Annotated in this window: 21 protein-coding genes; 8 read left to right on the top strand and 13 right to left on the bottom strand. The window is 66.0% G+C overall.

The window, feature by feature from the left end:
- The first annotated feature begins 50 nt into the window (after window positions 1-50).
- A complete protein-coding gene (alr, locus tag AABM56_RS21680) occupies window positions 51-1121 on the top strand; it encodes an alanine racemase (protein WP_347883696.1) in 1071 nt (356 codons plus the stop codon).
- 182 nt (window positions 1122-1303) lie between these two features.
- A complete protein-coding gene (locus tag AABM56_RS21675; RefSeq protein ID WP_347883695.1) occupies window positions 1304-1858 on the top strand; it encodes a cupin domain-containing protein in 555 nt (184 codons plus the stop codon).
- Between the two features lie 277 nt (window positions 1859-2135).
- On the opposite strand, the gene AABM56_RS21670 is transcribed toward AABM56_RS21675, so the two are convergent.
- Window positions 2136-2687 carry a DinB family protein gene (locus AABM56_RS21670; RefSeq protein ID WP_347883694.1) on the bottom strand — a complete coding sequence of 184 codons (552 nt, stop codon included), beginning with the start codon at window positions 2685-2687 and terminating at the stop codon, window positions 2136-2138.
- A 151-nt stretch (window positions 2688-2838) separates the two neighbouring features.
- Here AABM56_RS21670 and AABM56_RS21665 point away from each other — a divergent pair, with 151 nt between their 5' ends.
- Together AABM56_RS21665 and AABM56_RS21660 are read left to right on the top strand one after the other, a co-directional pair.
- Window positions 2839-3816 (top strand): hypothetical protein, encoded by a 978-nt coding sequence (locus tag AABM56_RS21665; RefSeq protein ID WP_347883693.1) that lies wholly within the window; start codon window positions 2839-2841, stop codon window positions 3814-3816.
- Between the two features lie 284 nt (window positions 3817-4100).
- On the top strand, window positions 4101-6701 hold the full coding sequence (locus AABM56_RS21660; RefSeq protein ID WP_347883692.1) for a cellulase family glycosylhydrolase: 2601 nt from the start codon (window positions 4101-4103) through the stop codon (window positions 6699-6701).
- 218 nt (window positions 6702-6919) lie between these two features.
- On the opposite strand, the gene rep is transcribed toward AABM56_RS21660, so the two are convergent.
- Window positions 6920-8932 carry a DNA helicase Rep gene (rep, locus tag AABM56_RS21655; protein WP_133862036.1) on the bottom strand — a complete coding sequence of 671 codons (2013 nt, stop codon included), beginning with the start codon at window positions 8930-8932 and terminating at the stop codon, window positions 6920-6922.
- A gap of 59 nt (window positions 8933-8991) precedes the next feature.
- Window positions 8992-9684, bottom strand: a complete 693-nt coding sequence (locus AABM56_RS21650) for a hypothetical protein (RefSeq protein ID WP_133862035.1) — start codon at window positions 9682-9684, stop codon at window positions 8992-8994.
- Between the two features lie 173 nt (window positions 9685-9857).
- Between AABM56_RS21650 and AABM56_RS21645 the strand changes: the two genes are divergently transcribed.
- Window positions 9858-10442, top strand: a complete 585-nt coding sequence (locus tag AABM56_RS21645; protein WP_285385679.1) for a flavin reductase family protein — start codon at window positions 9858-9860, stop codon at window positions 10440-10442.
- A 39-nt stretch (window positions 10443-10481) separates the two neighbouring features.
- On the opposite strand, the gene AABM56_RS21640 is transcribed toward AABM56_RS21645, so the two are convergent.
- The 5 genes from AABM56_RS21640 to AABM56_RS21620 all read right to left on the bottom strand — a co-directional run bounded on the left by AABM56_RS21640 (window position 10482) and on the right by AABM56_RS21620 (window position 14990).
- On the bottom strand, window positions 10482-12407 hold the full coding sequence (locus AABM56_RS21640) for a methyl-accepting chemotaxis protein (RefSeq protein WP_133862033.1): 1926 nt from the start codon (window positions 12405-12407) through the stop codon (window positions 10482-10484).
- A gap of 136 nt (window positions 12408-12543) precedes the next feature.
- Window positions 12544-12873 (bottom strand): Arc family DNA-binding protein, encoded by a 330-nt coding sequence (locus AABM56_RS21635; RefSeq protein ID WP_133862032.1) that lies wholly within the window; start codon window positions 12871-12873, stop codon window positions 12544-12546.
- A 29-nt stretch (window positions 12874-12902) separates the two neighbouring features.
- Window positions 12903-13544 carry a LysE family translocator gene (locus AABM56_RS21630; RefSeq protein ID WP_133862031.1) on the bottom strand — a complete coding sequence of 214 codons (642 nt, stop codon included), beginning with the start codon at window positions 13542-13544 and terminating at the stop codon, window positions 12903-12905.
- 1 nt (window position 13545) lies between these two features.
- Window positions 13546-14316: a 2OG-Fe(II) oxygenase gene (locus AABM56_RS21625; RefSeq protein ID WP_347883691.1), complete on the bottom strand. Its 771-nt coding sequence runs from the start codon at window positions 14314-14316 to the stop codon at window positions 13546-13548.
- A 35-nt stretch (window positions 14317-14351) separates the two neighbouring features.
- Complete coding sequence (locus AABM56_RS21620; protein WP_347883690.1) at window positions 14352-14990, bottom strand: alanyl-tRNA editing protein; 639 nt, start codon at window positions 14988-14990, stop codon at window positions 14352-14354.
- Window positions 14991-15082: 92 nt separating this feature from the next.
- Between AABM56_RS21620 and AABM56_RS21615 the strand changes: the two genes are divergently transcribed.
- The 3 genes from AABM56_RS21615 to AABM56_RS21605 all read left to right on the top strand — a co-directional run bounded on the left by AABM56_RS21615 (window position 15083) and on the right by AABM56_RS21605 (window position 18235).
- Window positions 15083-16066, top strand: a complete 984-nt coding sequence (locus AABM56_RS21615; protein ID WP_133862028.1) for a LysR family transcriptional regulator — start codon at window positions 15083-15085, stop codon at window positions 16064-16066.
- A 201-nt stretch (window positions 16067-16267) separates the two neighbouring features.
- A complete protein-coding gene (locus AABM56_RS21610) occupies window positions 16268-17668 on the top strand; it encodes a sugar porter family MFS transporter (protein WP_133862027.1) in 1401 nt (466 codons plus the stop codon).
- A 78-nt stretch (window positions 17669-17746) separates the two neighbouring features.
- On the top strand, window positions 17747-18235 hold the full coding sequence (locus AABM56_RS21605) for a UPF0158 family protein (protein WP_133862026.1): 489 nt from the start codon (window positions 17747-17749) through the stop codon (window positions 18233-18235).
- A 30-nt stretch (window positions 18236-18265) separates the two neighbouring features.
- Here AABM56_RS21605 and AABM56_RS21600 read toward each other — a convergent pair whose 3' ends face one another.
- From AABM56_RS21600 to AABM56_RS21580, 5 genes are all read right to left on the bottom strand, one after another.
- Complete coding sequence (locus AABM56_RS21600; protein ID WP_133862025.1) at window positions 18266-19423, bottom strand: ATP-binding protein; 1158 nt, start codon at window positions 19421-19423, stop codon at window positions 18266-18268.
- Window positions 19424-19519: 96 nt separating this feature from the next.
- Window positions 19520-20044 (bottom strand): glycine cleavage system protein R, encoded by a 525-nt coding sequence (locus AABM56_RS21595; protein ID WP_133862024.1) that lies wholly within the window; start codon window positions 20042-20044, stop codon window positions 19520-19522.
- 59 nt (window positions 20045-20103) lie between these two features.
- Window positions 20104-21162, bottom strand: a complete 1059-nt coding sequence (locus AABM56_RS21590; RefSeq protein WP_263259324.1) for a haloacid dehalogenase-like hydrolase — start codon at window positions 21160-21162, stop codon at window positions 20104-20106.
- A gap of 136 nt (window positions 21163-21298) precedes the next feature.
- Window positions 21299-22579, bottom strand: coding sequence for an MFS transporter (locus AABM56_RS21585; protein WP_133862022.1), 1281 nt, complete (start codon window positions 22577-22579; stop codon window positions 21299-21301).
- 220 nt (window positions 22580-22799) lie between these two features.
- Window positions 22800-24530 carry an OPT family oligopeptide transporter gene (locus AABM56_RS21580; protein WP_347883689.1) on the bottom strand — a complete coding sequence of 577 codons (1731 nt, stop codon included), beginning with the start codon at window positions 24528-24530 and terminating at the stop codon, window positions 22800-22802.
- Window positions 24531-24548 lie beyond the last annotated feature (18 nt).

Raw genomic sequence — 24548 nt, 5'->3', positions numbered from 1 at the left:
GGGGCTTTTCGGCCCCTCCCAAATCTCTCCTTCCCTCTCCGAGACCGCCCATGCGTCCCGCCCGCGCCGTCATCGACCTCGCCGCCCTGCGCCAGAACTATCGCCTGGCACTTGAACTCTCCGATGCCCGCGCCCTGGCGGTGATCAAGGCCGATGCCTATGGCCATGGTGCCGTGGCGGTGGCCAGCGCCCTGGCCCAGGAAGCCGACGGCTTCGCCGTGGCCTGCATCGAGGAGGCCCTGGAGCTGCGCGCCGCCGGGATCCGTGCGCCCATCCTGCTGCTGGAAGGCTTCTTCGGCATCGACGAATTGCCGCTGATTGCCGAGCATGATCTCTGGACGGTGATCCACGCTGACTGGCAGCTGGAGGCCTTGGAGCGGGCCACCCTGGCGCGGCCGCTGCAGGTCTGGCTGAAGCTGGATTCCGGTATGCACCGGGTCGGCTTCTTTCCCCAGGACTACGCCGCCGCCTACCGGCGACTGCTGGCCAGCGGCAAGGTCAGCGGCATCGTCAAGCTGACCCACTTCGCCCGCGCCGACGAACCGGACAGCCCGGCCACCGCGACGCAGATCGCCACCTTCCGCGCGGCCACTGAGGGCCTGCCCGGACCTACCAGCCTGCGCAATTCGCCGGCGACCCTGGGCTGGCCCCAGGCGGCCGGTGACTGGGTGCGCCCGGGGCTGATGCTCTATGGCGTCTCGCCCTTCGCTACGTCCCAGGCTGCCGCCGAACGACTGCAACCGGTGATGACCCTGACCTCGCGGGTGATCGCCGTACGCGAACTGCCAGCCGGCGAGCCGGTGGGCTATGGCGCGCGCTTCGTCACCGCCGGGCCGACCCGGGTCGGCGTGGTCGCCCTGGGCTATGCCGACGGCTATCCGCGCCACGCGCCCAATGGCACCCCGGTGGCCATCGAAGGCCGTCCTGGCCAACTGATCGGCCGGGTATCCATGGACATGCTCACCGTCGACCTCACCGATCATCCCCAGGCCGGGGTGGGCAGCGAGGTGGAATTCTGGGGCCGTCAGGTGTCGGTGGCGGACCTGGCGGAACGCTGCGACACCATTCCCTACCAGTTGCTGTGCAACCTCAAGCGGGTGGCGCGCAGCTATCACGACTAGGCCCTGGGCAGGGCCTCCGGGCGCTGCTGCCGCCAGGCGAACGCCTTGCGGGGGCCGCACGTCCGTCGTGGTGTTGTAAATCTCGAACAGCGTTGCCATGATGCCGAACACCGTGCCGTGGCACGCCTTCAGCGCGTGGCCTGGCCACGTCTCACCCGCCTGCTCGAGGAGTCTTTCCCACCTTGGACGTCGGTGCTCGCCTGCAAACCATCCGTACCCTCAAGGGCCTCTCCCAGCGCGAACTCGCCAAGCGTGCCGGGGTGACCAACAGCACCATCTCGATGATCGAGAAGAACAGCGTCAGTCCCTCCATCAGCTCGCTGAAAAAGGTGCTAGCCGGCATCCCCATGTCCCTGGTGGAATTCTTTTCCCTGGACCTGGAGCAGGACACGCCGACCCAAGTGGTCTATCGCGCCCATGAGCTCATCGACATCTCCAGTGGCGCCCACACCGTGCGCATGCGCCTGGTCGGTCGGGCCCATCCCAGTCGCGCCCTGGCCTTTCTCGACGAGACCTATCCGCCCGGCGCCGACACCGGCGAAGAGATGTACGCCCATGAAGGCGAAGAGGCCGGCCTGGTGGTGGAAGGCCGCCTGGAGCTGACCGTGGGCGGCGAGGTGCACATCCTCGAACCCGGCGACAGCTATTACTTCGAAAGCAGCCGCCCGCATCGCTTCCGCAATCCCTTCGAAGCCCCCGCCCGGCTGATCAGCGCGACCACGCCGGCGAATTTCTGAGCACCCGCGGCAAGGCGGCTGTAGGGTGGAAAACGGCGCCGCCTTTTCCACCTGGAGGCCGGTGCGGGAGCGGCCCTCACCCCAACCCTCTCCCGGAGGGAGAGGGGGTTGGCCGGGTGGGCGTTTGTCCACAGCGCTCCAAGACAGATCACGATCGGCCGCCGCGATAGGAGTCTCAGCAGCGAATCGCGGCCATGGGCCGCTCCTACAGGGGTGATGCTTTTGTAGGAGCGGTCGCTACGGCGCACCGGCATGGCCGCGATAAAGACAGTTGCTACTACGAGCCAGTCCCCCATAACTCCCCTTCATCGATCCCCAGGGCCGCCAGCTCCGCCCGGCGTAGCGGTTCGTCCTGGGCGAGAAAGAATTCGTCCAGTTGCGGCGGCGCCACGCCGCTGGCCAGGAGCAGGGCGTGGGCCTGGCCGCGATGGTGCAGTTGGTGCACGAAGAGATGCTGCAGGGTGCGCAGTCGCCCTTCCCGTACCGGGCCGCTAGCGCGGGGCAGGGTGATGAGCTGGGTCAGTTGCTGGGAACCGAGGTTGCGACACAGGGTGATGAGGCGCTGGTCACTGGCGCTCTGGGCCGCACGCAGCGCTGCCAGGTCAGGCCAGTCGGTATCCTGGTAGGGCCGAGGCTGATCGTGCAGCGCATCGAGATAGAAGCGATCGACATCGAGCAGATGGCCGAGCAGGGCCCAGAGCGAGCCGAAAAAGGCGGCGGGTTGGGGCGTCCGCAGGGCCGCGACCGGCAGCAGGGCGCAGGTCGCCAGCAGGCGGTGGTTCGACCAGCGATTGTTGCAGGCCTGGGCCAGCAGCAGGGTAGTGGTCATGGGCAGGTCCTCGGCAAGGCGCACGGACACCTACTGTAACCTGCGGCGATGTGGCGGAGGTCGCAGCCTGGACACCCTTGGCATTGAGCCGCTGCCGGCACTTTGCCATGCTCCGCCGCTCTGCTCTTTTTTATCTGCAAGGATGCGCCTGATGCCTAGAATTTCGCCCTGGTTCGGCCTGGTCGCCGCCCTGTGCCTGGGTGCCCCGGTCCGGGCCGCCGACTCCGTCTCCCTGCCCGACCTGCCCTACATCCCCCTGGGCGTGGTCGGCCACGACAACAACGCCGCCTATCCCGATGTGCAGATGGAAAGGCGCCTGCAGCTGCTCGACCGCTACAACCTGCGCAGCTATCGCTCGGGTGAATTCCTGCTGCTGGATCTGCCCCGCCTGGATCGCCTGGTGGCCCTGGCCCGGCAGTACCACATCACCCTGCGACCGGTGATCACCCAGCAACTGACTCAGGCCCAGGCCTATGCCTTGGCCAAGCGCTACGCCAAGGACATCAAGATCTGGGAGATCGGCAACGAGCAGGACTATTCGCGGGTCGGCGCCGGCATCCGCATCAGTCGACTGGTGGACATCTATCGCGGCATCCGCCGGGCCTCCGACGAACTGGACGCCGGCCTCGAGACCACCATCAACGTGATGTCCTGCAACCCCGACGACCGGGGCGCCAAGGCCCGTTGCCCGGGCGATCACCTGGGATCCATGTGGTTTCTCGATCAGGCCCGGGCCGCCGGGTTCGCGTTCGACCACATCAGCTTCCACTACTACCCGCACTACCGCGACCGCGGCCGCTGGATGGATCTCTACCTGGGGCAGATGCGCGCCATGGCGGAAAAGTACCGAACGCGGATCTTCTTCAACGAGGTCAATTGCGGCGAGATCTACCAGGGCGCCACCGATGGCGGCCGGCCGGGCGATCAAGGCTGCCATGACAGCCTCGAAGCCATCCTTTCCGAACTCAATGGGCGCTATCGCGACATTGTTCGCGAGATCAACGTCTACGAATTGCTCGACGAGCCGAGCCATCCGATTGCCCATGAGCGTCACTTCGGGCTGATGTACGACCTGGACCGCCCAAAACCGGTCATGGAACTGATCCGCCGCTATGCCGGCAAGCCCTGAGCCGTCAGAAAGCGGACAAACCTGACTTCAACGCGAAAACAGGTCTCATGGGTGACCGAATGGTCACCGACGAGCGGTAGACAAAGTGCCATCATCGGCACCGTACATCTGACAAAACGCTGCGTTTACCCCTGCTTCGTGATGGCACGGGTTCTTATTGGTCTAGCGCTTGCACTAGGCTTTGCAGGTGCTAGGGAAACGATCTTCCCCGGCAGTTTTCCTGCTGTACCGAGGTGGGATGCACGGATCGAATCGCGCACCTCGGCCTATCTGGTTCCTTCTTGATGACAATCCTTAGCTCCATCTCCCGCCGCCTGCCGCGTCAGGCGCTGCTGTTGCCTGCCCTGTTCGCCACCGCTTCGCTTGCCACCTCCGCCCAGGCCGTTGACCTGGTCGGTCTCAACTTCTCCGGCGCCACCTTCGCCGCCCAGGTACTGCCCGGTGTCAACGACCGCAACTTCATCTTCCCGGCCGAGAGCCATTTCCAGCAGTGGAGCGCCAAGGGCGTGAAGCTGGTGCGCTTCCCCATCCTCTGGGAGCGCCTGCAATCGTCCATGGGGGCCAATTTCGATCCCACCTACGCCGGCCTGATCGATCGCACCCTGGGCTACGCCCAGAAGTATGGCGTCAAGGTCATCCTCGATCTACACAACTACGCCCGCTACCAGGGCAAGGTCATCGGCGCGGGCGAAATCCCCTACGAGGCCTTCCAGAATCTTATGACTCGTGTCGCTCAGCGCTGGGGCACCCATGCGGCGCTCTATGGCTACGACATCATGAACGAGCCCCACGACGCCGTGAGCAACTGGCCGACCGCCGCCCAGTACGGCATCAATGGCGTGCGCGCGGTCGATTCGACCCACCCTATCTTCGTCGAAGGCAACGGCTGGGCCGACACCACCCGCTGGCCGCAGTGGAACGATACGCTGCTCAAGCTCAACGATCCGGCTAACAACCTGATCTTCATGGCCCAAGCTTTCTTCGACACCAGCCTGAACGTGGCGACCCTCTCGCCCAGCTATGGCGTCGAGCGCCTCAAGCCCTTCGTCACCTGGCTCAAGGCCAACAACAAGCGCGGCTTCATCGGCGGCTTCGGCGTACCTGACACGGATGCGCGCTGGTTGCCCATTCTCGACGGCATGCTGGCCTATCTGAAGCAGAACTGCATTCCGGCCACCTACTGGGCCGCCGGCCCGGGCTGGGGCACCTACAACCAGGCGGTCGAGCCGATCAATGGCAAGGAGCGTCCGCAGTGGGCGGTGCTGGCCAAGTACCTGGACAAGGACAGCTGCGCCGGGATCGGCCCGCAGGTGACCCCGACTGCCGCCACACCCCCCAGGACCGAGACCGCCACGGGCGGTGCGACCGCGGGCACCATCGGCGGGACCGGTGCCGCCGGTACTGCCGGAGCGACCAACGGCACCACCACCGGTGCCGCGCCGGCCACGGGTACCAGCACCACGGGCACCACCGCAGGCAGCACGCCCATGGCTGGCGCTGTCACTGGCACCACCGCCAATGCCGCGACCTCGTCCAAGCTGACCACCGTCGAGCAGCTCTACCTGGCCTACTACGGCCGGGCAGCCGATGCCGGCGGCCTCAACTACTGGGCCTCGCGCCTGGCCAGCGACATGAGCGTCGAGCAATTGGCGGCCAACTTCGCCGGCAACAGCGAATCGACTGCCCTCTATGGCTCGCTGAACGGTCCGGCCCTGGTCAACCAGGTCTACCAGAACCTCTATGGCCGCAGCGCCGACAGCAGCGGTAGCGCCTACTGGACCAGTCGCCTGGCCAACGGCGTCACCTCGCGTGCCAACCTGCCGCTGGAGGTCATGCGAGGCGCCGCGGGCGACGACAAGACCACCTTCGACAAGAAGGTGAACACCGCGCTGGCCCAGGGCGCCACCACCACCACGCCGACCCCCGCGGCCAGCGTGCAACCGGTGCAGAACGTGGTCCTGCCGGTCGCCAGTGGCAGCGTCTCCTCGGCGCCGTTGACCGGCTACAAGAACATCCCCCTGGGGGTGGTCGGGCACGACAACAGCGCCGCCTATCCGCCTGCCGAGATGGAGGCCCGCCTGCAGCTACTGGCGGCGCGCAATCTGCGCACCTATCGCTCCGGCGAGTATCTGGTGACCAACCTGCCCGAGCTGGATCGGCTAGTGTCCCTGGCCCGCAAGTACAACATCACCCTGCGGCCGGTGATCACCCATAAGCTGACCCAAGCGCAGGCCTATACCCTGGCCAAGCGCTACGCCAAGGACATCAAGATCTGGGAGATCGGCAACGAGCAGGACTACGCCAAGGCCGGTGCGCAGGATCGCATCAACACCCTGGTTGGCATCTATCGCGGCATCAAGCAGGCCTCGGACGAGCTGGGCGCCAACCTCAAGACCACCATCAACGTGATGGCGTGCAACTCGGATGATCGCACCACCACCTCGCGCTGCCCGGGTGATCGCAATGGGGCCATGTGGTTCCTCGACCAGGCCAAGGCATCGGGCTTCAACTTCGACTACATCAGCTTCCACTACTACCCCTATGTCGACGACAAGGGCTACTGGATGGACATGTACCTGGGCCAGATACGCGCCATGGCCAACAAGTACAAGACCAAGGTGTTCTTCAACGAGATGAACTGCGGCAACGTCTACCAGGGCAACACCGACGGCGGCCGTGACGGCGATCGGGCCTGCTACGACAGCGTCAAGCAGATGCTCACGGTGCTCAACACCAGCTACAGGGACGTGGTGGCCGAGATCAACGTCTACGAACTGCTCGACGAGCCGACCCTCTCGGTGGTCCACGAGCGCCACTTCGGGATGATGTATGACCTCAAGCGTCCCAAGCCGATCTTCGACATGGTGACCAGCTTCGCCAAGTAAGCCCTCGGCGCGGCCACACCACCGCCCCCGCTGCCTGACCGGTAGCGGGGGCGGTATCGTTTTGGGGGAGCGGCAGTGGGTAGGCCCTCACCCTAACCCTCTCCCAGGGGGAGAGGGGACTGACTGGCTTGGGGCGAAACTTGGGGTGACTTCGGATGCCCTCTCTCCCTCCGAGAGAGGGCTGGGGTGAGGGTGGCCGCCCACTGGAAACCTTCCCCTCAACCCCGCTTGAGCATCGCCCGCATCGCCGCCAGGGCGTCGTTGCCGCGGGCGGCCTTCTGTTCCTGAGGCGCTTCTTCCAGGCCTTCCCACTGCAGGTCCTCGGGCGGCAGTTCGTCGAGGAAGCGACTGGGGGTGCAGTCGATCAGCTCGCCGTACTGCTTGCGCCGGGTGGCGTAGGTGAAGGCCAGGGTCTGGCGCGCGCGGGTGATGCCCACGTAGGCTAGGCGGCGCTCCTCCTCGATGGTGTCGGCTTCGATGCTGGAGCGGTGCGGCAGGATTTCCTCTTCCATGCCCATGATGAACACATAGGGGAATTCCAGGCCCTTGGAGGCGTGCAGGGTCATCATCTGCACCCCGTCGGCACCTTCCTCTTCTTCCTGCTGGCGTTCGAGCATGTCGCGCAGGACCAGCTTGGCGATGGCATCCTCGATGGTCATCTGGCCGTCTTCATCCTTTTCTAGGATGTTCTTCAAGGCATCCAGTAGGAACCAGACGTTGCCCATGCGGAAGTCGGCGACCTTGTCGGAGCTGGCGTTCTGGCGAATCCAGTTCTCGTAGTCGATGTCCATCACCATGCTGCGCAGGGCGCCGATGGGATCCTCGCCCGCGCAGTTCTTGCGGACCCCGTCCATCCAGCGCTTGAAGCGCGACAGGCGCTCGGTGAAGCGGGCGTCCAGGTGCTCGCCCAGGCCGATTTCGTCGGCGGCGGCGTACATCGAGCGATCCCGGCTGCCGGCATAGTTGCCGAGCTTTTCCAGGGTGGTGGAGCCGATCTCCCGGCGCGGCACATTGATGACCCGCAGGAAGGCGTTGTCGTCGTCCGGATTCACCAGCAGGCGCAGATAGGACATCACGTCCTTGACCTCCTGGCGGGCGAAGAAGCTGGTGCCGCCGGAGAGCCGGTAGGGAATCTGGTGGTGCTGGAGCTTGAGCTCCATCAGCTTGGCCTGGTGGTTGCCGCGATAGAGGATGGCGAAATCCGCGTAGGGCCGCTGGGTCTTGAGGTGCAGTGTGAGGATCTCCAGGGCGATGCGCTCGGCCTCGCCATCCTCGTTCTTGCAGCGCAATACCCGGATCGGATCGCCGTGGCCCATTTCGCTCCACAGCTGCTTCTCGAACACGTGGGGGTTGTTGGCGATGAGCACGTTGGCGCACCTGAGGATGCGGCTGGTGGAGCGGTAGTTCTGCTCCAGCATCACCACCTTGAGCGAGGGAAAGTCGTCCTTGAGCTGCATCAGGTTTTCCGGTCGCGCGCCGCGCCAGGCGTAGATCGACTGGTCGTCGTCGCCCACCACGGTGAACTGGGCGCGCTCCTGCACCAGCATCTTTACCAGCAGGTACTGGCTGGTGTTGGTGTCCTGGTATTCGTCCACCAGCATGTAGCGGATGCGGTTGCGCCAGCGCTCCAGCACCTCGGGATGCTCCTGGAACAGCTTCACCGGCATCAGGATGAGGTCGTCGAAGTCGACCGCGTTATAGGCCTTGAGGGTGCGCTGGTAGTGCAGGTAGACCACCGCGGCGGTCTGCTCCTTGGGTGTGCGCGCCTTTTCCAGGGCCTCCTCCGGCAGGATGAGGTCGTTCTTCCAGTTGCCGATGTAGTTCTTGATCTCGTCCAGGCCGTCGTCGCCCTGGTATTCCTTCTGCATGATGTCGGTGAGCAGCGCCTTGATGTCGCCCTCGTCGAAGATCGAGAAGCCCGGCTTGTAGCCCAGGTGCACGTACTCGCGGCGGATGATGTTCAGCCCGAGGTTGTGGAAGGTCGAGACGGTCAGGCCGCGGCCTTCGCCGGCTTTCAGCAGGCTGGCCACCCGCGCCTTCATCTCGCGCGCCGCCTTGTTGGTAAAGGTCACGGCGCAGATGTACTGGGCGCGGACGCCACACTGCTGCACCAGGTAGGCGATCTTGCGGGTGATGACGCTGGTCTTGCCGGAGCCGGCACCGGCCAGCACCAGCAGGGGACCGCTGATGTAGGCCACGGCTTCGGCCTGGCGGGGATTGAGCTTGGACATGGCGGACCGGGGTGACGACGCTGGGCGGGGGATTCTACCAGCGCCGGTCAGCCCCGGTCTCAGGGCTTGGGCGGTGGCGCGACGAAGGTCAGCTGGCGCGGATAGCCGTACTTCTCGCCGGGCAGTACCGGACTGTCGAGGAACACGCCCATGCTGCGGCCGAATTCGCTGACGTGGGTGACGGCATAGTCCTGGCCGTCGGCCAGACGGACGATGGCGCCCGGCTTGAATTCCTCGCGATTGCGCTCGGTCACCGGGATGGAAATGCCGGCGGCCTTGCGGTAGATGCCCTTGAGCCAGTCCTGGTTGGTGAAGTCGTTGATCGGGGTGTTGAAGCGCCCCGGCAGGCGCTGCAGATGGCGTCCGGTACCGGGGGCGTCGTCCACCACCAGGCGCCGGGGATAACCCACGGCCTCGGCATCCAGCGGCTTGCCCTCGACGAACACGGCCAGGTTGTCGCCGACCCGCTGGACCTCGGTGATGGCGCGCCACTCGCCGTCGCCCAGCTGGACCTGCCGCCCGCTGATGAAGCCCTCGACGTTGGCCGGGGTCGCCGGAATGGTCACGCCGGCCACCCGGCGCAGGACGCCACGATCCCAGTCTTCGTTGCTGAAGTCGTTGATGGAGCTGGAGAGGAGTGGCTGGGGAGCGGAAGTCTCGTGCGATGGGCTGGCGGTCTGTGCTTGGGCCAGCGGCAGGCCGAGACAGCAGGCGCAGAACAGCAGGGCGGAGAGAGCCAGGCGAGTGGGCATAGAAGTCATCCTTAACGCAGGTTTCTTGTCGGTCCCATACCGGGAGTGGGCGATAGACCCCTGATGTCCTCCGGCGTTTGGCGAGCGTGGCGCAAAGCGGCAATTTTTTACCCGCGCGGCGCCGAACGGCAAGGGCTGCGTTAACCTGGGGCTTTTCCCACGGAAGTCCAGCCATGCATTCGATCCTCGCCGCCGTCCCCCTGGCCAAGGCCTATCGGCTGCTCAACCACGGTCCCACGGTGCTGGTCAGCGCCACCCACGCCGGTCGGCGCAACGTCATGGCCGCGGCCTGGGCCATGGCGGTGGATTTCGAGCCGGGCAAGGTGGCGGTGGTGCTCGACAAGCAGACCTGGACCCGCGAATTGCTGGAAGCCGAGGGCAGCTTCGTGCTCAGCGTGCCCTGCGCCGCCCAGGTGGATCTGGTGCAGACGGTAGGCAACACCAGCGGTCGCGAGCTGGACAAGTTCGCCGCCTACGGCATCGAGACGCTGGCGGGCGAACAGGTCAGCGCGCCGTTGATCGCCGACTGCGTGGCCTGGCTGGAATGCCGTGTGCTGCCCGAGGCACACAACCAGCAGGGCTACGACCTGTTTCTCGGTGAGGTGCTCGCCGCCCGGGCCGATACCCGGGTGTTTCGCGAAGGCCGCTGGGATTTTCGCGGCCAGGATGGCCTGCGCACCCTGCACCACGTCGCCGGCGGTCACTTCCTAGTGATCGGCGACGGCATCCAGGGGCAGATGCTGACGCCGAAAGCCTGAGACCGCCGACGCCAGTGCCTGGCGCCGGCGCGGCCGGGGTCAGACGCGGAAGCGCGCGACCATCTGCTGCAGATCGCCGCCCAGGCGGGCCAGTTCGTTGACCGATGCCGCGGCGTGGGCGTTGGCAGTGGCCGATTCCTCGGCCAGGCCGCTGACCTTGACCACGTTGCCGTTGATCTCCTCGGCCACCAGGCTCTGCTCCTCCACCGCGGTGGCGATCTGCTGGTTGAGACCTTGGATCTCCGCTACCGCCTGGTAGATGACCTCCAGGGCGCGCTCGGCGTCCTGGGCCAGGGTCACGGTACCCAGGGTACGGTCGCGACTGGCCTGCATCCGTGCACTGGCTTCGGTGGTGCCCTGCTGCAGGGTGGCGATGAGTTCGCCGATTTCCTGGGTGGACTCCTGGGTCCGCTGGGCCAGGGAGCGGACCTCGTCGGCCACCACGGCAAAGCCACGGCCCTGTTCGCCGGCGCGGGCGGCTTCGATCGCGGCGTTGAGCGCCAGCAGGTTGGTCTGCTCGGCGATCGCCTTGATCACGTCGATGACGCTGCCGATGCGACCGCTGGCGGTGTCCAGGCGCTCCATGGCAGCGCCCAGGCCCTGCACCTCTTCGGCGGCCAGGGTGATTTCCTGGGCCGCGCGCTTGACCGTGCGACTGCCTTCGCGGGCCATGCTGTCGGCGTTCTGCGCGGCGCTGGAGGCGTTGGCGGTGTTTTGCGCGACGTTATGCACCGTGGCCGCCATCTCGTTCATGGCGGTGGCCACCTGATGCATCTCGTCGCGCTGCTGGGTGGCGCCACGGCTGGTCTGGACGCCAAAGGCCGAGAGTTCGTCGGCCGCGCTGCTGAGCTGTCCCACGCCGCTGGCGATGCCACCGACCAGCTGGCGCAGGTCATCGGCCATGGCCTGGGTGGTGCGTTGCAATTCGCCCAGCTCGTCACGCCGATTGATCTCGCTGCGCTGGGTCAGATCGCCGGCGGCGACGCGCTTGAGCATGGCCATGGCGGTCGCCAGCGGCTGGGTGATCTGGCGGGTGATCAGCCAGGCGGCGGCGATGCCGATCAGCAGGGCGATCAGGCTACTCAGCAGCAGCTTGAGCAGGGCGGCCTGGCGCTCGGCCGCAGCGGACTTGAGCTGGCCTTCGCCCAGTTGGTCCAGCAGCTGCACCAGCTTGTTGCCCTGCTCCTGGAGGCTGGCAACGGCGGCCTGGGCCTGGCGATTCTGGGCGACGATGGATTCGAAGAAGGCGCGATAGCGGGTCACGTCCTGGGTGGCGCTGTAGAGGCGCGCGGCGGTATCGCCGTCGATCTGCTTCTGGGCGCTGGCCAGGGTCTTGAGCAGCTCGTCGATGACCTTGAGGGTCGCCTGGGACTTGCTGTCATCGGGGGTGCCGAGGAAGCGGCGGATGGCCAGGCGCACCCCGACCATCTGCGCCTTCATCTCGGCCAAGGCCTTGAGGTCGGCGGTGCTGTAGCTGCCACCCGGAGCAAAGACCAATTCGAACAGCTGGTCGAGGGTCTCGGTAACGGTGTCGGAGACCCGGGTCAGTTCCTTTTGCGCGTCGGCGCTGGTCTGGTTGGCCTGTTGCAGGGCAGCGAAGCGCTCCTGATAGGTCTTCATCTCCTGCTGGATGCTGCCCAGGATGGCGACGTTGGCCGGGTTGGTCAGCAGGGTGAGGCCCTTGCCGATGTCTGCCGTCACCCTGGCCAGGGTGGCCTGTTGCCGGGTGCCGTTGGCGGCGCTGGGATCGAGCAGATAGGCCTTTTCGTCGATCCTGACGTCGAGCACGTCGGCCTTGAGCTGACCGCTGTAGCGCGTCTTGTTGATGCGCTCGAGCAGGGTGTTGGCGGTGAAATAGCCGAACAGCGCCACCACCGTCACCATGACCAGCAGGGCACCGAAGCCCAGCGCCAGCTTCTTGGAAATGCCGAGATTGCTCAGCCAGGAGGCTTTGGATACAGACATGGGAATTCCGGAAGAAAGTACGAAGACCCCCTTCATCGGCCGTCCCGATCGATACTTGAAAGCCGCACGTCAGGGCCGCCTGGATCGCGGCCCCGCCGCCGACGGCGGGCGCCGTCCGCGGTGGTGCCGGATGGCTTCAGGCGGTTTCGCGGCTGTGCATGGGAACGGGCAACTCCAGCTCCAGCACCGAGATCAGCGCATTCTGCTGACGCTCGTTGAGCTGGCGAAAGCGCTGCAGCAGCAGTTGCTCGCTGGCATTGAGCAGCTCGTCGTCCGCTTCGACATGTTGCTGTTCCAGCACGCCGTCCTGTACCAGGCTGCGTTCCAGCCAGGCGACGATCTCGGTGTTCATGCTGTGCCGATGGGAGCGGGCCACGGCGGCGATGCGTTCACGCATCCCGTCGGGCAGGCGGACGACGAATTTTTCCGTGGGAATACCGGCGGGAGCGCGGTGGACGTAGGGCATGGAGGACCTCCAATACGAATGGACTGACGTCAAAGCGCCGACAACAGCAGTCGACCGGCGAAGAAAACCAGCACCAGGCCCATGGTTCTCTCGAACCAGTGGCCCAGGCGCAGGAAGGTCTGGCGAACGCGTGGACTGGAAAACAGCAGGCTGACCAGGGCGAACCAGCCGGCGTTGACCGCGCACATCCACAGGCCATAGAGGCCCTGGACGGTCAGCGGCGTGCTGCCGCTGACCACGGTGGTGAAGATGGCCAGGAAGAACAGGGTTGCCTTGGGATTGGTGGCGTTGGTCAGGAAGCCGGTGAGGAAGGCCTTGCCGGGCGACTGCCGCTGTAAGTCGTCCTGCTGCCACTGGCTATCGTCCAGCGGCGCGGCGGTGGGCTTGCTGCGGATCAGGTTGAAGCCCAGCCAGAGGATGTAGGCGCCGCCGACCACCTTGGCGACCCCCAGCAGCCAGGGCGTGGCGTGCATCAGGGCGCCGATGCCGAGCAGGGTGTAGAGCACGTGGACCGAGATCCCGGCGCCGATGCCCAGGGCGGTGCACAGGCCGATCAGGCGCCCGTATCTCACGCTCTGCCGCACGGTCACGGCGAAATCCGGACCGGGCGCCAGCACGGCGAGGAAGTGGATGGTCGCCAGGGCGAGGAATTCGCTCAGGTAGGGGGACATGTCAGCTCCAGTACGTGAGGGGTTCGGCCGCCCCGCGATAGCCCACGAAGCACGACAGCGACAGCCGTGGCTGGTCGTTGCCGGGCGTCACGGCGTGCATGCGGCGGGAATTGAAGATAATCAGGTCGCCCGGTTCGGGGCGGATGGTCAGGCAGGGCGGGCCGAGCCGGTCGGGCTCGATGCCGTAGCTGTCGCCGCGCAAGGCGTCGAAGGCCGCCGGCGACAGCTCGCGTGACCAGAGCTGCAGTTCGCCACCCAGGCTGGGCATGGTCAGGTAGACGTTGCAGGCCAGCTGGGTGACCAGGCTTTCGGCTTCCTCGCTGCCCGGCGCGTCCTTGGCGAAGATGTCGTGGTGGGCGAGAAAGCGCACCCCAGGCTTCACCACCCGCGACAGGCCGACGTACATCTTGCGACCCCAGAGGGTCTGCAGGCGGGCGCCGGCGGGCCAGACCTCGTCGAGGGTGCAGCGCACCAGGTCGATGGGGTTGAGATAGGGGCGGCAGCGCCGGCGCAATTCTTCCAGGTTGCTGGCGACACTGGCGAAGTAGTCGTCCATCTGCGCGCGCTGGTGTTCTGCCTCGTAGAAGGCCATGCCGATGCGGCCGATGCTGGGGGCATTGGTGTAGGTGGCGAAGCCGTTGCCGAGGATCTGCTGGCCGAGGTCGTCGGCCAGCGGGCGCGGCACGAAGCGGCGCACCCGTACCGCCAGCAGGCGTTCTTCGGTGAGGCGGAGCAGGCTCTCGGTGTCGAGAGCGTCGAGTTCGAGCAGCATGGCGCTTCCTTTCTGCGGGTGAGGTGAGCGGTTGATCAGGCGCCAGCCATGTCGTAGCTCACCAGCAGGCGTCCCTTCTTTTCCTTGACGCCCAGGGCGCTCAGGGGGCCGACCGCGCGCAGGGAACGCACATGGGTCCCGCCGCAGGCATAGCGCGCCACGTCCTCGCCAAAGCGCACCTGGCGCTGGCCATCGGCCTGCACCTCGACGTGCAGCGGCAGGTCGTCCTCCACCAGAGCGTCGAAGTGCGCCTGCAGGGATTCGACGTCCAGGGCGCAGGTATCCTCGCCCGGAATGAATTCGATGCGGCCTTCGCCCGGCCAGTGATGGGCCTTGACCGGCTTCCAGCCATGGGTCTCGCCGATGTGACCGAGCAGATGCCCGGCCGAATGCAGCCGCGAATGCAGCTGGCGTCGGTCTGCGTCGACCCGGGCCAGCACGCGGCCGGGCGCCAGGGGGCGGGTGGTGTGGTGCAGGATGCGGTCGCCGTCCTGGACCACCCGGGTCACCTCGGCGGTACCGATCCAGCCGGTGTCGCTGGGCTGCCCACCGCCCTGGGGATGGAAGGGCGTGGCCAGCAATTCGACGACGTAACCGTCCTCGGCGGCGCTACAGGCGTGGACCTCGACCTCGGCGATCAGGCTGTCGCTCAGAAAATACAGGCGCTCGGTCATACGTCTACTACCTAGAAAACGAGAAACATCCTCATTCTAAAGAGCGCACGCAAGGGTGATAATCCACCCTCTCTCCAAAGGAATTTTGCGCTGTGAGCATAAATCTTCCCCTGCCGCTGCTCAGCGAGATGGCCATTTTCGTGCGGGTGGTGGAGAGCGGCAGCTTCTCTGCGGCGGCCCGTCAGCTCGGTCTGACCCCGTCTTCCACCAGTCGCAGCGTGGCGCGCCTGGAGAAGGCCCTGGGCACCCGCTTGCTCAATCGCAGTACGCGCAAGCTGCGGCTGTCGGAGGCGGGGGAGGAGGTCTTTCGGCGCTGCAGCGACATGGTCGGCGCCGCGCGGGCGGTGCTGGAGGTCAGTGGCCAGTTCAACCAGGCGCCGGCCGGCATCGTCCGGCTGTCGGTGCCCAAGGCGGTGGGCAGCACGGTGATCCATCCGCACATGGCCGACTTCCTGCGGCGCTACCCGGCGGTGGACGTGCAGTTGCTGCTGGAGGACCGCTATGTCGATCTGATCGACGAGAACGTCGACCTGGCCATCCGCATCACCGACCGGCCACCGCCCGGACTGGTGGGCCGCCAGTTGCTGACCATCGAGCACCTGCTCTGCGCCACGCCGCAGTACCTGGCCGAGCACGGTCGGCCCACCCATCCCCGCGATCTGGCCGGGCACAGCTGCATCTACCTGGCGGAAGAGCCGGCCGATTCACGCTGGAAATTCCGCCAGGGTGCCAAGGTGGTCCACGTCAATGTGCGCGGGCGCTATGCCGCCAACCACACCGGGGTGCGCCTGGACGCGGTGCTCAACCACATCGGCATCGGCAGCCTGCCGCTGTTCACCGCCCAGGCGGCCCTGGCCCGAGGCGAGATCGTCCAGGTGCTGCCGGAGTGGTCCTTTCTGCCGCACTACCATGGCGGCGCCTGGCTGCTCTATCCGGCGACCCGCCACCTGCCGCCCAAGCTCAAGGTGTTCATCGACTTTCTGGTCGAGCGCCTGGGCGACCAGGCGCTGCGCCCCGGCCAGGGTGCCGCCGCGCTGCCCGAGCAGCGCTTCCAGGAATTGACCATTGGCAGCTAGGCCACATCTGATCCGTCTTTCGTGATGCTTTTCACAAGTCCTGTTACAACTGGCAGTATTAGGTGAAACGATTCACCTAACGTTTCTCTGCCTGCCGCATCGCGCTTTTCTCTGGGCCATGCTCCCTCGTGGCCCGCCTGCGCGGGTGGATCGGGTTGCCACCGCGATCCTTGCCCTGGCAAAACAAGAAAGGATTTCCCCATGCTCGCTTCATCACCCTCGCTCGCCGCACCCGTGGCGGCCACCCCGCGCAAGGGGCTGGTCGTGCTCATCGCCGTGATCGCCGCCCTCGGCGGCCTGCTGTTCGGCTACGACACTGGCATCATCGGCGTCGCCCTGCTCGGCCTCGGCCGCGAATTCGCCATGGACGACACCGTCAAGCAGCTGGTGACCGGCGCCATCATCTTTGGCGCCCTATTCGGCTGCCTCGGTACCGGCCCGATCTCCGACCGCCTCGGCCGCCGCAAGACCATCATCGGCGTGGCCCTAGTGTTCGCCCTGGGCTCGGTGCTTTCGGCACTGTCGCCCAACGTCACCCTGCTGATCCTGTCGCGCTTCCTGCTCGGCCTGTCGGCCGGCAGCTCCACCCAGATCATTCCGGTGTACATCGCCGAGGTAGCGCCGCCGGAGCACCGCGGCAAGCTGGTGGTGCTGTTCCAGTTCATGGTGGTATTCGGCATCACCGTGGCCTACTTCACCGGCTTCGCCCTGGACGAGCACTGGCGCTGGATGTTCGGCCTCGGTCTGGTGCCGGCGCTGATCCTGCTGGCGGGCATGACGGTGCTGCCGGAAAGTCCGCGCTGGCTGCTGGTCAAGGGCCGCGAGGCTGACGCCCTGGCGGTGCTGGAGCGGGTCCGCGGTGGCAAGGCCGCGGCCGAGGCCGAACTGGCCGAGATCAAGACCGTGAGCAACGCGCCGGAAGGCAACTGGAGCGATCTGTTCTCGCCCTGGGTGCGTCCGGCCCTGCTGGTGGGCGCCGGCATCGCCATGTTCTCGCAGATCACCGGCAACAATGCGCTGATCTACTATGCACCGACCATCCTCACCCAGGCCGGCTTCTCCGACCAGACCGCGGTGCTGGCCACCGGCTGCAGCACCATCCTGGTGGTGATCATGACCGTGGTCGGCAGCTTCCTGGTGGATCGCATCGGTCGCCGCCGCTATCTGCTGACGCTGATTCCCGGCTCCATTGTCGCCCTGGCGATCATGGGCTACCTGTTTCAGGGCGCCGGCCCCCAGACCGACGTGGAGCGCTGGACGGTGGTGGCCTGCCTGGCCGCCTACCTGATGCTCAACTGCGGCGGTTTCGGTGTTTGCATCTGGCTGATCAACGCCGAGGTCTATCCGCTGTTCGTGCGCGGCAAGGGTGCCAGCGTCGGTGCCTTCAGCCACTGGGGCTTCGACCTGCTGGTGACCCTCACCACCCTGAGCCTGGTGACCAAGCTGGGCGCCGCCCACACCTTCTGGCTCTATGCCGGGATTTCCCTGGTGGCGCTGCTGTTCATCTGGCGCCTGGTGCCGGAGACCAAGGGCAAGAGCCTGGAGCAGATCGAGCACGACCTGCGCGAGCGGCGCTTCTTTCCCTATCAGCGGAAGGGCTGAACGCGAGCTCCGGTGCTAGGGTCGCAACAGGAGCGGAGATAGAGCTCCGCTCCTGTTCGCCTGTGCCGGAGTCCTGCCATGCGCCCCCTCACCCTCGATCTCGATCTGCTGGCTGCCGCCCTCGACAGCCGGGAGCGAGGCACCCACTTCCTCGACCTTGCAAGCGGCGCCCTGCGCCTGCTCGATCCGGACGACCTTAGTCTGGAAGAACGCGAGGAACTGGAAGATCCCGAACGCTACCTGCCGCTGCCGCGCCTGACCCAGGAGCATCGCCTGGAGCTACGCGAAGCCTTTCTGCACCAGCTGCGCCATCCCCACGCCCAGCCGCTCCTGCGTGCCGCCCTGGAGAGCCGCCGGCCGATTCGTACCTTCGACTACGAACTGGACCTCTTCCCGTCGGTACGCGAGGCCTGGCAGGCCTTTGCCCTGAGTCGTCTCAAGGAAGAAGTGCTGGTACTGCTGGACGAAGCCGGTCTGGAAGCCCTGCCGGCGGATGGGCGGATGCCGCTGCCGGACGATGTCCCCGAGGGCATCCGGCGGCGACTGGAGAAGGGGCGGGAGCCTTGAAGCCCATCATCCTTAAATTCGCTGATCGCTTCAGGTCGCCAAGGCGGTCGGTAGCATGCTGGCACTGCGCATGAGGTCAGGCAGTCCTTGTTCTTCGATGGCATAGACGCCGCGCTCAGCTTTCCAGATAAGGGCCTTCTCCTGTAAGGCAGACAACGCCTGCTGCACATTCTGCGCATAGGCTGCCTCCTGAGCCTGGGCTTCGGGCATGCCGGCCAACTGCAGCATCTCGGCATATTTGCCGAGAGTGGCCAATTCGAAAGGGGCGTAATCCTTGCCCTGGATCGCCATGACCTTCAACACCGCTGCCTGAATGGGTGTGAGGCTGCGAATCACCGATAGGGCGCTCTCGGACATTTCTCGCACATGCTCGTCGACGGCCTGGGCGAAGGCGACATTGCCCTCGGTGGCATCGACGATCATCGAGTACTCGAGCACCTCACGGGCTGCCTGCAGCGCCTCGGGGCGATAGCCCGCTGCGACGAACTTGTTCCAGACCACTTCTGGATCCAGCGGGAATTCAAGTTTGGACTGCGCACAGAACCAGTCCACATAGCCTCTGTCGAGATGGGGAAAGTTGACCAGGGGCGCATTGAAGAAAGCCTGGTCGCGACTGTTTCTAAGCATGGCCAGCTTGTCCCGGCTAGAGCCGGTGCAGATGAGTCTCAGGCCGTGGTGGTGCGAGCCATTCAATTCGTCGCGGGCAGCCTTGAGGGCGAAGAGCGTATTGCTGCCGGCGGCTGTGGTTACCGCATGCTGGGCTTCGTCGATGATCAAGGCTATGGGTTTGCCCAGGCTGTCGGAAAGCGCGGCGAGCGCAGCGGCCAGGGTGACGCCCTTGGCTTTGCCGATGCTGCCGGTATCTATCTCGACCCCACCCACCTTGAGTTTCACCACGCCACTTTGCTTGGTCAGCTTGGCGATCAGACCAAGATTGCGTTCGATGGCAACCTGAACCGCCTGGTTGATCAACTCAGCCGGATCAGCTTGTCGATTCGACCAGAGATCGACGTAGATCACCTCGGCCCCTGCGAGCTGAAGTGCCGGCGCCAGATCTTCACGCATGAAGGTGGTCTTGCCGGTGCGCCGTGGTGCCGCCAAAAAAAGACCAGGATGCAGAGGGTCTGCCATGATCTTGGCGGCATAGGTAGTGGCCATGGCGTGGCGGTGATAGAAGCGCTCAGACATCGACAAGTCCCTATTTAAAGGCGATTAAAGTCGATTATAGATCTTTATAGATCTTTATAGATCTTTATAGATCGTCGCCCTGATGTCTGTGCAACGCTAGTCATGCCCGTGCCGATAGAGCTTAAGCTCCACCATCAGGTCGTCGGTGAGGGTTTCCAGGTGGGCCTGCAGGGCCTCGAGTTCGAGGTCCGCCGGAAGCGCCAGCAGGGCGGTGGCGTGGAACAGCGCCTCGCTGCTCATGGGTGCCGGGCGGGTCTCGGTGGACAGGCGCTCGACGTTGACGCCTACCTGATGCAGCGCCCGGGTGATGTCGCGGACGATGCCGACGCGGTCGTTGCCCAGCAGGTCGAGCTGCACCAGCGGCGCACCCACCGCAGCCGGCTGGCCGGGTTCGCCGACCAGGATGCGCAGGCCGGGAATGGCCAGCTGCTGCAACGTCTCCACCAGGCCGTTGCGCAATTCCGGCTCCACTTCCACCGAGAGGATGCCGGCGAACTGGCCGGCCAGGTGGGCCATGCGGCTCTCCAGCCAGTTGCCGCCCTGGGCGGCCACGCAGTCGGCCAGGGCTTCCACCAGACCGGGGCGATCGGGGGCGATGACGGTCAGGACCAGGTGTTCCATGGCGGGCTCCAGGGCGGGCAGAAGGAGTCTCCAGTCTAGCCCGCCCGATCGCCGCCGGCCTACTGGATGTCTTCGGGTTTGACGATCACCCAGTGCTGGTCCGCGTTCACCGCCACGCCGGCCTTGGCCTGGCCTTCGGCGTTGCTCTTCATCATCGCCTCGATCTGGGTGCGGTACTTGGACTTGCGGTCGATCCACAGATGGATGCCGTTCTTGGCGGCGTCCACGCCCTGGAACAGCATGGTGCCGTCGCTGACCGGGGTGTCGCCGCCGACCAGGATGGGTTTCTTCCAGGGATCTATATAGGTGAGGATGGCTGCGTACTTGCCGGCGAACCAGGTGGCCGGAGTCCAGAGATACGGCGTGACCTGCAGCTTCAGGTTGGCCTGGGGATCGTACTTGCCTTCGGCGATCTGCTTGCGGGCGGTGGTCAGGGCACCGGTGGCCGGGTCCTTGAGCAGGGTGGTGACGCCGATGACGTTTTCCGGTTTCACGCCATAGCCATAGCGCGGGTCGGCGGCCACCATGCGCACCAGCTCCTCGTGGGCGGCGCTGATCACATAGACCTCGATGCCGTTCTCCATCAGCTTGTGATAGAGCTCCTGCTGGCCGGTGAAGGGCTTGGGCGGGTTGATCTCCACCGTCTCGATCTTGTCGTCCTTGCCGTAGTAGGTGGCGGGGATCGGCTTGCCGTAGGCCATCAGCTCGTCGACGTAGTCCTTGAGCTGCTGCAGGGTGAAGCCGGAGAACACCTGGGCGACCCAGGGGTAGCAGACCAGGTCGTCGACCTCGCACAGTCGGTAGTAGTAGCTGTTGAGGCTTTCCTTGTGGCCACCGACGTCCTTGAAGGGGATCAGCTTGAGCGAGGGATCCAGGGTGTCGCGGGTCAGCACGCCCTTCATCTCCAGGAAGGGCAGCAGGGCCTCTTCCAGGTCGTAGCGATAGCTGGTGTTGTCCATGTCGAACACCGCGTAGTTGCCCTTATTAGCATTGGCGGCGATAAGGGCGTCGAGCTGGCGGGCGGCATCGGCCGGCCAGTGGGTCAGCTCGGTGGCGGCAGCGGTGAGGCTGAGCAGACCGCCGGCCAGGCCGGCGAGAAGGCGGGGGAGGGTGGGCATCGGCGGGCTCCGGCACGGCGACCGCGGTATGCGGTCATCTGGTCTAGACCATAGCAAAAGGTCATGACAGTTCGATGCGCGGAGCGACCTGGGTGGGCGCGAGAGCGGCAGGGCCTGCCGCTCTGCGACAGCCCTGTCAGGCGGTTACGGTCTTGAAGCGCGGCTGGGCGTTGCCCTTGAACAGGGTCAGGGTCGCGACCAGGCCGAGCACGGCGGCCAGGGTCAGCCACATGCCGGGGGCGGCCTTGTTGCCGGTCTCCTGGATCAGCCAGGTGCAGACCATCGGGGTAAAACCGCCGAAGGTCGCGGTGGCCAGGCTGTAGGCCAGGGAGAAGCCGGTGGTGCGCACATGGGCCGGCATCACCTCGGTCAGGGCCACCACCATGCCACCGTTGTAGGTGCCATAGAGGAAGGACAGCCACAGCTCGACCATCAGCAGGCGCGAGAAGCCCGGGGCATGGGTCAGCCAGATCATCGCCGGGTAGGCGGTGAGGATGGCCAGCACGGTGGCGAAGATCAGCAGCGGACGACGGCCGACGCGATCGCTCAGGGCGCCCATCACCGGCAGCCAGATGAAGTTGGAGATGCCCACGCAGGCCGTGACGATCAGGCTGTCCAGATCGGTCAGGTGCAGCTCGTGACGGCCGAAGGTCGGGGTGTAGGCAGTGATCAGGTAGAAGGAGGCGGTGGTCATGGAGACCATGGCCACGCCCGCCAGCACCACGCCGAAGTTCTGGCCGATGGAGGTCATGGTCTCGCCGAAGGTCGGCCGATGCTTGCGCGCCTCGAACTCGGGGCTTTCTTCCAGGGAACGACGGATGATGAACAGGAAGGGCACGATCAGGCAGCCGATCAGGAAGGGAATGCGCCAGCCCCACTCACCCATTTCGGCGGGCGACAGCCAATGGTTCAGCAGAGCGCCCAGCACGCCGGCGAAGACCACCGCGACCTGCTGACTGGCGGACTGCCAGGAAACGAAGAAACCCTTGCGCCCGGGGGTGGCGATTTCCGACAGGTAGACGGACACGCCGCCCAGTTCGACGCCGGCGGAGAAGCCCTGCAGCAGGCGGCCGAGCAGTACCAGCAGCGGCGCGGCGACGCCCAGGGTGGCGTAGCCCGGTACCACGGCGATCAGCAGGGTACCTAGGGCCATCAGCGCCAGGGTGACGATCAGGCCGTGGCGACGCCCGTGGCGGTCGATGTAGGCGCCGAGGAAGATGGCCCCCAGGGGGCGCATCAGGAAGCCGGCGCCGAAGGTGGCCAGCGACAGCATCAGGGAGGCGAGTTCGTTGTCGCCGGGGAAGAACGTCTTGGCGATGGCCGTGGCATAGAAGCCATAGACCATGAAGTCGTACATTTCGAGGAAGTTTCCGCTGACGACGCGGAAGACGGATTTGGCTTTCGAGGTGGTGGCCATGACTGCTAGCTCGGATTGAGTTTGTTATAGGAGACAGCTCGCGCAGGGCGCCCAGACCTCTCGCGGGTGGGTCGCGCTATTTGTAACCTTATGTGTTGCAAAAGCGCGCTGGCAAGCTGAATCGGACCGGAACCCCCGAATTTCATGGGTTTGAAAGGTTATTGAAAGGTTCGCGACATTACGTCTGGAAATTATTGTCCAGTTGACACGTTGTCGCAGTTCAGGTGGCAAGCATTTGCCAGAACGCCGCCCCGACTCCGGCCAGACTTTCCCCGGCGATGAGGCCGGCCGCGGCGGCCAGGGCGAAGCGCTCGGCCAGGCCCGGCGCTCGCCAGCGCACCAGGGCGGTGAGCAGGGCGCCCAGGGTCATCATCAGCGCCACCGAGGCCGGCAGGATGAAGGCCAGCCCCAGGGCCGCCGAGCTGGGTAGCCAGTGCGCGCGGCGGTCGGGCAGCAGGGCTTCGGCCAGGCCCAGCAGCAAGCCGACCAGGGCGCCCAGGACGATGCCCAGGCGCATGGCGCCATCGAGGGCACCCAGGCCCTGGGTCAGGGTCTCCGCCACCGCCTTCCACTGGGCCACCGCCGGTGCCGGCCAGGCGGCGCTGAGCAGCAGTGCCTGGGGATCGGGAATCAGCAGGCGGTAGGTGAGCACCCCGGTCACCGCCCCCAGGGCGATGCCCAGGCACTGGGCGACTACCTGCTTGGCCGGGGTGGCGCCGATGGCCTGGCCGACCTTGAAGTCGTTCATCAGGTCGGTGCTCTGACCCGCCGCGCCGCCGGCGGTATTGGCGCCCATGAGGTTGATGTTGACCTGCCCGGGGGCCGCCAGGCCGAAGGTCAGCTGCGACAGCTGGCCGATGGCACCGATGGGCGGGATGCCGGTGGCGCCGACCACCCGCGCGGCCATGGCGGCGAGAAACAGCGCCAGGGGCAGGGCCAGCAGCGCTAGCCAGGGATCGATGCCGAACAGCCGCACCTGCAGCACCACCACCAGCAGAGCCGCCACCAGCAGCAGCGCCAGCGGCCAGACGCGGGGCCGCCGCCAGTCCTGGCGACGGCGTTCGGCGCGGGGCAGGGTGATCAGCCGCACGGCCAGCGCAGCCAGGGTGGCACTGACCATCAGGCTTACCCCGGGCCAGAGCAGCCATTGCACCAGGAAGGCATATTGCGGACCGCTGGCGCCGGCCGGCAAGGCGGCGATACCGCTGGCCAGCAGCCAGGGCGCTACCGCGCCCCAGGCCAGCAGGGTGCCGAGCAGCAGCGACAGTCCTACCCTCAGGCCGATGATGCCGCCGAAGCCGAGCAGCAGCAGCGAGGGATCGAAACTAAAGGTCAGGCGTTCCAGGGCCAGCGAGGGCGCGACCCGTGGCAGCGTCCAGGCGAAGCTGTCCACCAGCTTGACCGCCGCCGACAGGGCCAGGGCGCCCAGCAGCACCCGCAGGCGGCTCAGGGCTTCGGCACCGCTGGCATAGACCTGGCGCAGCGCTTCCAGGGTGGCCAGGCCCTCGGGGAATTTCAGGCTGGCATCGGCCAGCAGCAGGGGCCGCAGATACCAGGCCACCCAGATGCCGAGAAAGCTCACCGCGAACACCCAGCCCATCAGCGGCAGGGTCGGCAATTGCTGGCCGGTCAGCAGGGTGTAGGCCGGGATGGGCGCGACCAGACCGCCGGAGACGATGCTGGCCGCCGCCGAGGCCACGGTCTGGTTGATGTTGCTCTCGTGCAGCGTCCAGCCCGGTTGCTGCAGGCGGCGACCCAGACGGTGCCAGAGGCCGTAGCTCACCAGCAGGGCGATGATCGACATGTTGAACGACCAGCCGATCTTGAGGCCGGCATAGACATTGGCCGGGGTCAGCAGGATGCCCAGTAGCGCCCCGGTGAGCAGCGCCCGGGGGCTGAGTTCGCGCTCCACGGGCAGCGGCAGGTCGGCGGCGGCGTTGGCAGTGGGCAAGAGGGCCTCCTCGGTCAG

Source organism: Pseudomonas aestiva, assembly GCF_039908605.1.
In the GTDB taxonomy this organism is placed as follows: Bacteria; Pseudomonadota; Gammaproteobacteria; order Pseudomonadales; family Pseudomonadaceae; genus Chryseomonas; species Chryseomonas aestiva.
Note: the sequence above shows the minus strand (reverse complement) of the source record. Positions and strands in the feature narration are given on the sequence as shown.

Coding starts and splice junctions, on each gene's coding strand:
- alr (WP_347883696.1), top strand. CDS start 51: ATGCGTCCCGCCCGCGCCGTCATCGACCTCGCCGCCCTGCGCCAGAAC.
- AABM56_RS21670 (WP_347883694.1), bottom strand. CDS start 2,687: ATGACCACTACCCTGCTGCTGGCCCAGGCCTGCAACAATCGCTGGTCG.
- AABM56_RS21665 (WP_347883693.1), top strand. CDS start 2,839: ATGCCTAGAATTTCGCCCTGGTTCGGCCTGGTCGCCGCCCTGTGCCTG.
- AABM56_RS21660 (WP_347883692.1), top strand. CDS start 4,101: ATGACAATCCTTAGCTCCATCTCCCGCCGCCTGCCGCGTCAGGCGCTG.
- rep (WP_133862036.1), bottom strand. CDS start 8,932: ATGTCCAAGCTCAATCCCCGCCAGGCCGAAGCCGTGGCCTACATCAGC.
- AABM56_RS21650 (WP_133862035.1), bottom strand. CDS start 9,684: ATGCCCACTCGCCTGGCTCTCTCCGCCCTGCTGTTCTGCGCCTGCTGT.
- AABM56_RS21645 (WP_285385679.1), top strand. CDS start 9,858: ATGCATTCGATCCTCGCCGCCGTCCCCCTGGCCAAGGCCTATCGGCTG.
- AABM56_RS21640 (WP_133862033.1), bottom strand. CDS start 12,407: ATGTCTGTATCCAAAGCCTCCTGGCTGAGCAATCTCGGCATTTCCAAG.
- AABM56_RS21635 (WP_133862032.1), bottom strand. CDS start 12,873: ATGCCCTACGTCCACCGCGCTCCCGCCGGTATTCCCACGGAAAAATTC.
- AABM56_RS21630 (WP_133862031.1), bottom strand. CDS start 13,544: ATGTCCCCCTACCTGAGCGAATTCCTCGCCCTGGCGACCATCCACTTC.
- AABM56_RS21625 (WP_347883691.1), bottom strand. CDS start 14,316: ATGCTGCTCGAACTCGACGCTCTCGACACCGAGAGCCTGCTCCGCCTC.
- AABM56_RS21620 (WP_347883690.1), bottom strand. CDS start 14,990: ATGACCGAGCGCCTGTATTTTCTGAGCGACAGCCTGATCGCCGAGGTC.
- AABM56_RS21610 (WP_133862027.1), top strand. CDS start 16,268: ATGCTCGCTTCATCACCCTCGCTCGCCGCACCCGTGGCGGCCACCCCG.
- AABM56_RS21605 (WP_133862026.1), top strand. CDS start 17,747: ATGCGCCCCCTCACCCTCGATCTCGATCTGCTGGCTGCCGCCCTCGAC.
- AABM56_RS21600 (WP_133862025.1), bottom strand. CDS start 19,423: ATGTCTGAGCGCTTCTATCACCGCCACGCCATGGCCACTACCTATGCC.
- AABM56_RS21595 (WP_133862024.1), bottom strand. CDS start 20,044: ATGGAACACCTGGTCCTGACCGTCATCGCCCCCGATCGCCCCGGTCTG.
- AABM56_RS21590 (WP_263259324.1), bottom strand. CDS start 21,162: ATGCCCACCCTCCCCCGCCTTCTCGCCGGCCTGGCCGGCGGTCTGCTC.
- AABM56_RS21585 (WP_133862022.1), bottom strand. CDS start 22,579: ATGGCCACCACCTCGAAAGCCAAATCCGTCTTCCGCGTCGTCAGCGGA.